This window comes from Enterococcus sp. AZ062 (genome assembly GCF_051715065.1).
Taxonomy (GTDB): domain Bacteria; phylum Bacillota; class Bacilli; order Lactobacillales; family Enterococcaceae; genus Enterococcus_B; species Enterococcus_B mundtii.
Map to the genome: position 1 here is coordinate 1004477 of NZ_JBIOTB010000001.1, position 11937 is coordinate 1016413.

Below are 11937 nucleotides of genomic sequence, written 5' to 3' on the forward strand. Positions count from 1 at the left end.
TTTCTAAAGTAAAGGCTATAAAAATCGGACTATTTATATTTTTTGGTTATTATTCATTTTAATTATTTTTTAATCTGAAATAAATGTTTATTGATAATTATTATTTATCTTTAAATGAAATTATATTAAAACCCTATTTAATAACTTTTTTCAGTTTTTCTAAATTAAAAAAACTCTAAATAGGTTAAAATAAGGTTATGTAAAAATTATAAAAAATTCATATTATAAATAAAGATATTACTTTTTTGTTATTTCGTTGCTATGATGGATGTGTGAGATAGCTATCACAAAAAAATAAAATCGCAAGGAGGAATTGCAGATGAAAAAAATTGTTTTATTAATTGGTATGTTCATTTTAGGAGGAGCTTTTTTTACGATAAATGTCAATGCGGAAGCGGATAATTCACATCCTGTAAGTACAAATGGGAATCGACTTCGCTATAATACGCCATATCGTTTAAGAGACAAGAATTTACCTCATCGAAATCCTGTGACATTTGAAGCGTGGACGAGCTATGACTACGCAATATTCGGTCATTATACAAGGCCTGGTTATCGAGGTGGAACGCCGATTATTATTGAAAGCACAACTGGGAAAACGGGATTCATTGATTCAAATGATCCAATAGCTATTCGATCAACGAGTTCAAATTGGGGTGGTTGGGTCTATTGGGATGTGACGAATTCTTATTTAGCTAATTCAGTCTGGTTTACAAACAGACGTGTGCCAATCGGTCATTTAGTTGGGAATTCCCGAGATCGTTCAGTAGGAATCGGTGGTATGACGTTTAGTTCAAATTTAGGGTTTCCGTTGCCTACATATTTGGAGTTGGGTGGATCCGATGCAAATAAGCCTTGGATGACATTTAGAACAGTAACGCAAAATCAGCTTATAATGCCACCTATAAACGTTAGAAGGACACCGTTTTTATTAACTGATGCATAAGGAGTATAGGTCTCGCTGTGTTCTTGAAGTATCACTTGAATGGAAGCGTGTATTGAATAGTAAAAAGCGATGAATTGTTAAGTAATTACATAATAAGTTCGAACTGTTGATCAATAAAAAATAAATATGACAGAAGTGATTAGCTAAAAATGGGCTCTTCGTCAAGTTGTGTTGATGGATCCAATCGAAAATGGTGTACAGACGTAATCAAATTGCACGATGGAGATGGGAAAAAGCCTATTTAAGTGCATTCGTCGATCTCTATGATCGTTCGATTATCTCTTGGGAACTAGGTCATTCAGACAATAATTTACTTGTCGGGAATACGATAAAAAAGCAACGTATAAGAACTCTGGTGTACGACCATTCCCTCATAGTGATCGCGGATTTCAATACATGTCTTATGACTATAAGAAACTTGAAAAAAATATAAGTTCAACAAAAGTATTTCTCGAATGGGGTGTTGTCTGGATAATCAACCGATTGAAACTTTGTTGGGAAACATTTAAAGAGAGAAAGTTTCATCAAGAAAGCTATCAGAGCTTTGAAGAGGAAAAGAAATCTGTAAGTAAATATATGCGGTACTATAATAACTACCGCTATTCGGAATCTTTAAATGCGCTTTCTCGGAAGGGGTTTAGAAAACAAACTGCATGAAAATAGGAATCGAGACACTCGATTCCTATTTTCATGCAGTTTGTTTTTTTCACTGTCTACTTGACGGGAGCCAATTCAACATTTTGCTAGATAGGCTTTATTAATTCAAAATAAAAATCGCGTAATTCAAGATAGATGCAAAAAACACCCATAAATAGTAAGGGATCGTCAACCACATTGCTGTGCGATTGTGCAGCCATAAATGATAGACCAAAGCTGTTAAGAAAATCATTAATAAAGTGATATCGATTGCTGAAATCAAAGTATTTCCAAGGTTGAAGAATAAAGCTGACCATAAAAGGTTGAAGATGAATTGAATAGTAAAGAGCCATAGTAGTTTAGAGCGGTGTTTTTGATTTTGTGTATTTAGAATAAAGTACAAAGAAATGCCTATTAAAATATAGAGGACCGTCCACATAGGACCAAAAATCCAACTAGGTGGTGCAAAAGCTGGGAGTTGTAACGAGTAATAATATCTTCCTGGATTGCCGCTAAGAATGCCAGATAAAAATCCTAGAGCAACGATTCCGATAATGCAAACCCACAAACGATAATCTTTTAATCGATTGATAGTGTATACCATAAAAAAAACTCCTTTCTTTAGACAGTTTAACATAATTATTTATAACACCACCTATTTATGACTTGTAATTTTTTAAGTTATTTTAAAAAATGTTAATATAGCGTACATATTGACCAGAATAAATTAGTAACGGGGTGATTAAATCGTTGTTTAAAGCTATTTTAAGTTGATTTTAAAACGTTGTTGCAATACCGAACATTTTCGTTTTTACTTTTTTATTTAACTATAAAACGGAGATAAAACGATTAAATAACCTTAATTTTTTATTTGTTTTTGTTATATTATTTTGAGTTATCTGATATTATAAAATTTGTAATCGATTACGAACAAGGGAAATGAATTAGTTGAATGGGGAGAGTTTAAAAAAATGAAGAAAAAAAGTATAAAAAGATTATTAGCTGGAGCGGCTTTGTGTAGCTTATTGGTTGCACCGTTGTTTTTAAATGAAGAGCAAGGAGCGGCAACAGAGCAAACAGTTCGCGCAACACCTGATTTTGGTGTAGGTCAAGGGATCGAGTGGCCAGAACAAGTCGTAGCACCATTTGTAGATATCACGGCGTATACTTCAGATGAAGTGCTGTCAAATAAAGGTGCCTTGAATATGGCAGCAATTACTAGAGAAACAGGTCAACGTTTCTTTAATCTAGGGTTTATGCAAGCTAGAGGAATCAAAAATGGTAAACTTGATTGGGCTTGGGGAAGTTTCAATGGTTTAAGTGAAAGTGATAGTGACCAATGGCAATATGAAGGAATCAAGCAATCGATCCGTGAGTTAAGAGAAGTAGGCGGAGATGCAGCTGTGTCATTTGGCGGATTAAATTCTGGTGCCTTCTGGGAAGTAACACAAGATGAAGATATGCTTTATGATGCTTACATGGAAGTAATCCAAGGTTATGGTTTTACACGGATTGACTTTGACGTAGAAGCGGCTGCTATGGGGTACCACGAAAATTTAGCAAATGCGAAAGCAGTAAAACGATTACAAGATGCAACTGGGGTTGATGTGACGTTGACATTACCAGTTATGCCTACAGGATTGATCTCAACAGGATTATCTGTCTTGCAAGCTTATTTAGAAGCGGGTGTTGACTTAACTAACGTGAATATCATGACGATGTGTTATGGATCAAGTGTGACGGACTATGCGCAAGGTTCATTAGATGCGGTAGACAATACAATGGTCCAATTGAAAAATCACTACAAACAATACGCTGGTAAAACATTAACGGATGAGCAAGCTTATGCAAAATTAGGTACGACTCCTTCTGTAGGTTTTGAAAATGAACAACATCCTTACTTTACAACAGATATGTTCAACTTGGTTGTACAACATGCCAAAGAACGCAAAATCGGTATGGTATCATATTGGTCTATGAACCGTGATGCAAAAGTGGACGGCGGACAAGGGCAAGTGAAAAACCAATATGAATTCTTAACTGTCGGTCAAAGTTTTACAGATGGTTCTGAAATGCCTGAAGATACACAAAACCCATCAACACCGACAAATGTAGGTTCAGATTTCATTACGACACAGCGTGCGCGTATCAATTGGACAGCGTCAACGGATAATGACCGCATTGCTCGTTATAATCTTAAATTAACTGGTGCAGGCGAAACAGTATCAGCGACAACGATGGCTGTGTCTCATACCTTTGAAAACTTGAAGAGCAATACGACTTACACAGTTGAAGTGATTGCAGAAGACCGTTCTGGAAATGTTTCGGATGCAGCAACTTATACTTTTACTACGCTTGAAGAATCAGAATCTACTCTACCCGCTTGGGACCCTGCAACAGTTTACTTAGGTGGAGAGCGTGTTACATATGAAGGGCTGATCTATGAAGCGAACTACTGGACGCAAAATGATATTCCAAGTGAATCTGGTCCGTATGGTCCTTGGAAACTTGTAACTAAATAACCTGTATTTTTCATATTACTCCATAAATAAAATGATAAATTGTAAAAAATATTAATAACTTGTATTAAAAAATGATATTTAAGTTATTATTGATATAGATATGTAAAAGAAGAGAGCCTAAAATAAGCTCTCTTCTTTTTATTGAAAAAACAATATGCATAACGAAACATTAAGAAAATATTAAGTGTATAATAAAATTATTTAGGTGATTAACTATCTTTAATGTCAATGAAACCCTATTAAATCAATCTTTAAATCTTTTTTTTGAAATCATTTCAACTAAAATAAAGTTATAAAAGCATAACGTTTGTTTTTATTTTAGAAAACGTTTACAATGAACCTATCAAATATAGGAGGTTCAGTTATGAAAAAGTTTAGTGTTATGATGTTCGTAGGAATTGTTATGTTAGGTTTGTTTGGCTTTGGTACATCTGGTTATGCACATGGTTATGTAACATCTCCAGGGAGTCGTGCCTATTTCGGTACAGCAGCTGCAGGTAATTTGAATCAAAACGTTGGACGCGCACAATGGGAACCACAAAGTATTGAAGCGCCTAAAAATACATTTATCGATGGAAAAATCGCAAGTGCAGGTGTTAGCGGGTTTGAACCATTAGATGAACAGACAGCAAATCGTTGGCATAAAAGTGTAATTAATGCTGGTCCTTTGAATATCACTTGGAACTTAACTGCACAACATCGTACAAGTACTTGGGATTACTATATTACAAAACCAGGTTGGAACCAAAATCAACCTTTGAAATTCAGCGATTTTGAATTGATCACAAAAATCGATGATAAAGCAACAGTTCCACCAAAAACAGTAAATCAAACAATTACTGTTCCTCAAGATAGAAAAGGCTACAACGTGATTTTAGCTGTTTGGAATATTTCAGATACAACAAATGCGTTCTATCAAGTAATTGATGTCAATGTTCAATAGACAAACCTTGAAGAGAAACCTTTTTAACTGATCATATAAAAGAACACCCATGAAGTGACTCTCATTTTCACTTCATGGGTGTTTATTTGTATGTTCGAACCATCTAAAATAAAAAGAGCGAGGTTCGATAATGATCCCATTTTTTGGCGAACTTCAGGTTGTATTGTATGATAGAAATAAGGACACCAAAAGGTAGGGTTACGGAGGAAATCAAATGAAAAAATTTTTACGAAAAAAAAAGAAAAACAAAGAATCGATTGAAGATACTGTAATCGAAAACGAAGAAACAAAAGTAGAAGAAACATTGGAGCAAACGCCTGAGGAACAAAAAGAATTTGCTTCCTTTTTTGCTGAAACAATGAAAAGACTTCCTCAAAAAACATCCGCGGCTATTTTACGAAATTTTGATTCGTCAAAAAGCAAAGCGGAACAAACATTAGCAAAGAGTAAAACACAGTTCGACCGTCTATTTGAAGAATTCTTAAAAGGGGTAGACGAACCCTTACGTAGAAAATGCCATGCAACGATTCATGCGGCCTCTTTGACAGCGGCGATCATCGGTTGTTCACCGATCCCTTTTTCAGATGCTTTTTTACTTGTACCAGTTCAGCTAACGATGATGGGACGTCTCCACAAGTTATTTGGACAATCATGGTCTGAATCATTAGGTAAAAGTGTCTCAAAAGAGTTGATCGTTGTTAGTTTAGGTAGAAGTGCAGTAGGGAATATCATTAAGATCATTCCGGCAGTAGGTACAGTGGCTGGTGCAGCGATCAACGCAACAGTCGCTAGTACGATCACTGAGTCATTAGGTTGGATCACAGTAAAAATGCTGAATGATGGCGAAGATATTTTTGATGATGTCATGTCTTTCAAAGGGCAAGTTCAAACACTTTTTACTTTATTGAAACGAAAAAAACAAATGAAATAAGGTTTGATCAGAAATAATCGGATAAAAAATAAGCATTGACCTCTGAAATAGTTTTGACTATTAAGCAGAGAGAAATGCTTATTTTTTTTAAGGATTCTGGCTGGCGCTATTGAATTATTTTTTTGTTAATTTCACGACGACTTCACAGCGTGCTGTTTGAGGGAACATGTCGACAGACTGTAGATACTCAACGTGAAATACTTTCGCTAATTGGACGAGGTCTCTTGCTAAAGTCGAAACATTGCAAGAAATATAAACTAATTTTTGCGATGGATTTTTTAAAATTGCTTGGATCAACTGCTCATCCAAACCAGTACGTGGCGGATCAACGATGATCCCATCTGGACGAAAGCCTTCATTCAACCACTTTGGTAAGAGCTCTTCCGCCGTTCCCACTTCATAACGAGTATTCTCATATCCTAAACGTTGTGCGTTTTTCTGTGCATCTGCAATGGCTTGGGGGATGGTATCCATTCCGCGTACTTCTTTTGCTTTGTTTGCCACACTCAAACCAATTGTCCCAACACCACAATAAGCATCTACGATCGTTTCTTCTGGTTGGATGGCTAAAGCTTTGATTCCTTCGCCGTATAAGACTTCTGTTTGTTGAGGATTCAACTGGAAAAAGGCACGAGGTGAAAGATCAAAAGTTACTTCATTGATCCGTTCCTCAATGGCTTCTTTTCCCCAAAGGTGTTTTGTTTCGTCACCCATCACAAGAGAGGTTTTTAAAGGCTGCACGTTTTGCATGATCGAAACGACTTCAGGGAGTTGTTGATTGATCTCGCGAATCAGGGCATTTTTTTGTGGGAATTTTTGACTCCTAGTGATAAAAACAACTTGTAGCTCACCTGTCTGTATACCCACTCGGACCATGATCGTGCGGAAAATCCCGCTATCCGCACGTTCATCATAAATCGGTAAATCATATTTATTCAATAAATCGACGACTGTATTCATCACTTTTTGTGTCGCTGGCTCTTGCACTAAACAATCAGTGATCGCTACTAAGTCATGAGAATTGGCTTGATAGAGTCCAGCTTCGATTTTGTCTGTCTGTTTATTTTTCCTCAATTGAAATTGTGCTTTGTTCCGATAACGCCAAGGATCATCCATTCCAATCGTCGGTAAAAGTGGATACTCACGATAACCGGCGGGTTTGAATTTTTCTAAAGCTTGCAAAAGCAAATCTTTTTTGAAATCGAGTTGTGCATGGTACGCTAAATGTTGCAATTGGCAACCACCACATTCATAGTAGACTGGACATGGAGCAGTCACACGGTCACTACTTGTTTTTTTGACTTTAACGAGCTGTCCTTCGGCATAGCGAGGGGTCGCTTTGGTGATCTTCACTAGGACTTCTTCTTTAGGAAGGGCATACGGAACAAAGACGATCATGCGTTTAAAGTAGCCGATTCCTTCTCCGTTGATCCCTAAACGTTTGATTTTTAATGTGATCGTTTGGCCGTTTTTAACAATTGCTTCTGGCATAGGTATCTCCCTTTTTATCATTATGTGGCTATATTCTAACATATTATAGCGAAAGTTGGGGATTTTCTATGTTATGATAGGAATATATGTTCGAGGAGGGATAGTTTGCTTTCTATTGCAAGAATCAGTAAAGGCAAGGGGCCTTTTTATCAGATTGATCTATCAGATGGCGAAACACTACAAGTATCAGAAGATATTTTAGTACGCTATCGTTTATTAAAAGGACAAGAATTGACAGAAGATAAATTAGCTGAAATCAAAAAGAGTACAGGTTATGATTTTGGCTTACAGCAAGCATTGAATTATTTGAGTTATCAACTAAGAACGGAAAAAGAAATTCGGATCTATTTAAAAGACAAAGAAATAGGACAAGAAGACCGTCATAAAATCGTTGAAAAATTAAAAGAATTAGGCCTGATTGACGATCTGACATTTGGTGAAAGTTACGTCCGTACGAATATGCGTTTGAGTGACAAAGGACCAAAAAAATTGGCACAACAAATGCAACAAAAAGGGCTATCACCAGAAGTGATCGAGCAGTCTTTAAGCCAGTATCCATTTGACGAGCAAGTAGAAAATGCGCGACAAACAGCAGAAAAGACTTATGAAAAAAATCGTGCCAAAAGTCAAAAGGATCTATTACGGAATATCCAACAGAAGTTGATGACAAAAGGATTTACCAATGATGTGATCCAAGAAGCGATGCAAACATTACCCCAAGAAACCGATCCAGAAGCTGAATACGAGCTTTTAGTACAACAAGGGGAGAAAATCTGGCGTAAGAATAGTCGCTTTGAACCTCAGAAGAGAAAGATGAAAGTAAAGCAGAGTCTCTATCAAAAAGGCTTTGATTTTGAGATGATCCAGCGCTTTATTTTAGAAAAGGAAGAAGAAGCAAGTGAGTAGAGAATGGGAAAACTGGTCCTTAGAAAAAACAAAAGAATTTCAAGAACGTTTTATTGAATGGTATGAGCTTGAAAAGAGAAATCTCCCTTGGCGTTATAATCAAGACCCTTATCGTATTTGGATATCAGAAATCATGTTGCAACAAACCAGAGTCGATACAGTCATTGATTATTTTTATCGCTTTATGGAGTGGTTCCCAACCATCGAAGCGTTGGCGCAAGCACCTGAAGAAAAACTGTTGAAAGCTTGGGAAGGCTTAGGTTACTACTCGAGGGCCAGAAATATTCAAGCTGCTGCAAAACAAATCATGGAAGATTTTGACGGAAAGATGCCACAAACACCGGAAGAAATCAGTACATTAAAAGGGATCGGTCCTTATACGACAGGGGCAATCGCAAGTATTGCTTTTGGGGTACCTGAACCAGCGATCGATGGAAATGTCATGCGTGTGGTTAGTCGGCTGTTCTGTATTGAAGAAGATATTGCGAAAGCATCAAGTCGCAAAGTATTTGATCAAGCCATGCGGAAAATCATTGACGAAGAGCATCCGGGTGAGTTCAATCAAGCATTGATGGATCTTGGATCAGCAATCTGCACGCCGACCTCGCCTAAATGTGAGGAATGCCCGATCCAAGCTTTTTGTTTAGCAAAAGAAAAAGGGATTCAAACCGCCTATCCTGTCAAAACAAAAAAAGCAAAGCCGCGAGATGTTTATTATGTTTGTGCCGCGATTGAAAACGCAGAAAGTGCTTTTTATTTTGAACAACGAGATCAACAAAAATTACTGGCTGATATGTGGACATTTCCGATGGTAGAAGTAACGAAAGAGGTATACGAAAAACTAGAAACAGACTGGCAACCTAAGAACGAAATCAGTTTATTCGATGAGGTTTTAGTCGCTGAAGATGGTGCTTCAGTATTGCCTTTTGCTCATGCGGACAAAGTCGTATGGCAAAAACGTCACTTAGGGGAAGTGACGCATATCTTCAGTCATTTGAAATGGCATGTTTTATTATTTTATGGTCGGTTGCCTAAGACTGAAAAAGACCTATCTGAGACTGGCAAACAGACGCAGTGGCTGATACCAGAAGCATTTGAACAAGTAGTTTTCCCAAAAGTGCAAATGAAGCTCATCCAGCAGTTGGATAAAAATCGAAACAATAGTAATCCTTTCTAGGCAAAGATGATTTTTATTGCTATAATAATTACGATGTCGGTGTAATGAACACCCCAACACAAAGCACAAAATGTTGCTAAGGAAGGATTGCGATGGGAGTTCCAAAAGAAGGAGAGTTTGTAACGATCCAAAGTTATAAACACGACGGCAAATTGCATCGAACGTGGCGCGATACCATGGTATTGAAAACAAGCGAACATTCAATGATCGGTGTCAATGATCATACTCTTGTAACAGAGTCTGATGGACGACGTTGGGTGACGCGAGAACCAGCGATTGTATACTTTCACAAAAAATACTGGTTCAATGTAATAGCAATGATCAGAGAAAAGGGGGTTTCCTATTATTGTAATCTGGCTTCACCTTTTTTATTAGATGATGAAGCATTAAAATATATTGATTATGACTTAGATATCAAGGTTTTTCCTGATGGCGAGAAGCGCTTGTTAGATGTCGATGAATATGAAATGCATAGTCAAATGATGAATTATCCAAGTGATATTGACTTCATTTTAAAAGAGAACGTGAAGATTTTGGTTGACTGGATCAATAATGGAGATGGCCCATTCTCAGAAGGCTATATTGATATTTGGTATGACCGTTACAAGCAATTGTCGCAAAAGTAAACGAAAACAGTAAGTAAGTGAAGGAATCTTCATCTTGCTTACTGTTTTTACTTGGATGCTTCACAAGTTTTTTTTCATGTTGAGATGTTGGATGCCCGCATCTTCGAAGACTTCACCGTAGGCTTGATAATCAAGCTTCTCGTAAAAAGGAATAGCGGTCAGTTGAGCGCCTAATTTTATCGTATCAAAGCCTTGGTTTTTAGCAAAAGCCTCTGCTTCTCTTAGCAAGACTTGCCCCAAACCTTGTTGACGGTATTCAGCAAGGATCGCCATACGTTGGACTTTTATCTGGCCATTTTCGAGTGGCAGTAAACGAACAGTACCTTGCGCCTCCTGTGCATCTGTATAAAGGACGAAATGGATACAATGTGCCTCATCCTGATCGATTTCTCTCTCAAAGGGAACACCTTGCTCGACAACGAAGACTTGGTTTCTGATACGTACAGCATCGAGATAGATCGGACTCATCGTATCTTTTGTATGAACTACTTTCATCAAACAGCCACCTTTCTTTTCAGTAGTATACTGTAAAGTGATCGGAATGGAAAGTGCATAAAATAAAATCAAAAATAACAGATTTTTTCAAAAGAATGTTATATACTATCATAAAAAAGGAAAGAAGTGAATTATTTGTTCGATAAGTTAAAACAATCAAAGTTGATGTTCTGGTCATTCGAATTGTTGATTTTAGCAACATTGATCTTAGTCTCCTCGAAAATCAGCTTTGTCTTCCAACCAATCGGGACATTCTTCTCCACATTATTTGCACCAGTTTTGATTGCTGGTTTTTTGTATTATATTTTGAATCCAATCGTTGGATTATTGATGAAAACAAAAATAAAACGGATCTGGGCAGTAGCAATCGTACTGTTATTGTTAGTAGCCGCTCTGGTCTGGATCTTGTTAAGTGTCATCCCAAGTTTAGTCCAACAAATTTCTTCTTTGGCCTCGAATACGCCGAACTTTATTCGCCAAGTAGAGACTTGGTTAGCAGAAGTTGCGCAATGGTCCGTATTCAAAGATGTCGATATCAATAAATATTTTGAGCAATTGGATATTTCATATGGCACGATCATCCAACAATTTCTGAGTGGCTTGTCTAATAGCTTAGGTTCGATCGTTGGAACGATTGCTTCAGCGACCATCGTTATTATTACCGCGCCGTTCATCTTGTTTTACATGTTGAAAGATGGCGAAAAACTTGTACCAAACATCAAACGTTTCTTCCCAGAAAAACGAAGAGAGCAAATCGTTGAATTGTTAGGACAGTTGAATAAAACGTTAGCTAATTATATTAGTGGCCAAGCAATTGAATGCTTATTCGTTGGTACATTCACCTTTCTAGGTTATTTTGCATTAGGCGTAGATTACGCCTTCCTTTTCGGAGTAATTGCTGGTTTGACCAACCTCATTCCTTATTTAGGCCCATATTTAGGTTTAGCTCCTGCCTTTTTAGTGACAGTATTCAATGATCCATTCAAAGCATTGCTGTGTTGTGTGGTCGTTTTGATCGTTCAGCAACTAGACGGAAATATCATTTATCCGAATGTCATTGGTAAATCATTGAAGATCCATCCACTAACGATCATTATCGTTCTACTTGTTGCAGGAAACATTGCCGGATTACTTGGGATTTTTCTGGGTGTACCTTTTTATGCGATCTGTAAAACAATCATTTCTTATGTTGTCAAGATCGTAAAAGAAGATAAACAAAACGAGAACAAGAAAAAAATAGCGACGACTCTTGAATCTTAATGAT

Annotated in this window: 12 protein-coding genes; 9 read left to right on the top strand and 3 right to left on the bottom strand. The window is 37.0% G+C overall.

Annotation, left to right across the window (positions count from 1 at the left end):
• Positions 1-319: 319 nt before the first annotated feature.
• Both IGJ00_RS04710 and IGJ00_RS04715 read left to right on the top strand, forming a co-directional pair.
• Positions 320-946, top strand: coding sequence for a hypothetical protein (locus IGJ00_RS04710; RefSeq protein ID WP_142432970.1), 627 nt, complete (start codon positions 320-322; stop codon positions 944-946).
• 396 nt (positions 947-1342) lie between these two features.
• Positions 1343-1603 (top strand): IS3 family transposase, encoded by a 261-nt coding sequence (locus tag IGJ00_RS04715; protein ID WP_074799768.1) that lies wholly within the window; start codon positions 1343-1345, stop codon positions 1601-1603.
• Between the two features lie 100 nt (positions 1604-1703).
• Here IGJ00_RS04715 and IGJ00_RS04720 read toward each other — a convergent pair whose 3' ends face one another.
• Complete coding sequence (locus IGJ00_RS04720) at positions 1704-2186, bottom strand: TspO/MBR family protein (protein WP_071865980.1); 483 nt, start codon at positions 2184-2186, stop codon at positions 1704-1706.
• A 367-nt stretch (positions 2187-2553) separates the two neighbouring features.
• On the opposite strand from IGJ00_RS04720, the gene IGJ00_RS04725 reads away from it, so the two are divergent.
• The 3 genes from IGJ00_RS04725 to IGJ00_RS04735 all read left to right on the top strand — a co-directional run bounded on the left by IGJ00_RS04725 (position 2554) and on the right by IGJ00_RS04735 (position 5978).
• On the top strand, positions 2554-4104 hold the full coding sequence (locus tag IGJ00_RS04725; RefSeq protein WP_074799766.1) for a fibronectin type III domain-containing protein: 1551 nt from the start codon (positions 2554-2556) through the stop codon (positions 4102-4104).
• Between the two features lie 334 nt (positions 4105-4438).
• Positions 4439-5047 carry a lytic polysaccharide monooxygenase gene (locus IGJ00_RS04730; RefSeq protein ID WP_375148118.1) on the top strand — a complete coding sequence of 203 codons (609 nt, stop codon included), beginning with the start codon at positions 4439-4441 and terminating at the stop codon, positions 5045-5047.
• A gap of 214 nt (positions 5048-5261) precedes the next feature.
• Positions 5262-5978, top strand: coding sequence for a YcjF family protein (locus tag IGJ00_RS04735; RefSeq protein ID WP_019722749.1), 717 nt, complete (start codon positions 5262-5264; stop codon positions 5976-5978).
• Between the two features lie 114 nt (positions 5979-6092).
• On the opposite strand, the gene rlmD is transcribed toward IGJ00_RS04735, so the two are convergent.
• Positions 6093-7469, bottom strand: coding sequence for a 23S rRNA (uracil(1939)-C(5))-methyltransferase RlmD (gene rlmD, locus IGJ00_RS04740; protein ID WP_071865984.1), 1377 nt, complete (start codon positions 7467-7469; stop codon positions 6093-6095).
• Positions 7470-7574: 105 nt separating this feature from the next.
• Between rlmD and recX the strand changes: the two genes are divergently transcribed.
• The 3 genes from recX (at position 7575) to ntdP (ending at position 10178) form a co-directional block, all read left to right on the top strand.
• Complete coding sequence (gene recX / locus IGJ00_RS04745; protein WP_071865985.1) at positions 7575-8375, top strand: recombination regulator RecX; 801 nt, start codon at positions 7575-7577, stop codon at positions 8373-8375.
• Positions 8368-9552, top strand: coding sequence for an A/G-specific adenine glycosylase (gene mutY, locus IGJ00_RS04750; RefSeq protein WP_071865986.1), 1185 nt, complete (start codon positions 8368-8370; stop codon positions 9550-9552). The genes recX and mutY overlap by 8 nt, the downstream gene beginning before the upstream one ends.
• 92 nt (positions 9553-9644) lie before the next feature.
• Positions 9645-10178, top strand: a complete 534-nt coding sequence (gene ntdP / locus IGJ00_RS04755; protein ID WP_010735893.1) for a nucleoside tri-diphosphate phosphatase — start codon at positions 9645-9647, stop codon at positions 10176-10178.
• 60 nt (positions 10179-10238) lie between these two features.
• Here the strand turns inward: ntdP and IGJ00_RS04760 are convergent, their stop codons facing one another.
• Positions 10239-10673 carry a GNAT family N-acetyltransferase gene (locus IGJ00_RS04760; protein WP_019722746.1) on the bottom strand — a complete coding sequence of 145 codons (435 nt, stop codon included), beginning with the start codon at positions 10671-10673 and terminating at the stop codon, positions 10239-10241.
• A gap of 135 nt (positions 10674-10808) precedes the next feature.
• Between IGJ00_RS04760 and IGJ00_RS04765 the strand changes: the two genes are divergently transcribed.
• Positions 10809-11933, top strand: a complete 1125-nt coding sequence (locus tag IGJ00_RS04765) for an AI-2E family transporter (protein WP_071865987.1) — start codon at positions 10809-10811, stop codon at positions 11931-11933.
• Positions 11934-11937: the final 4 nt, after the last annotated feature.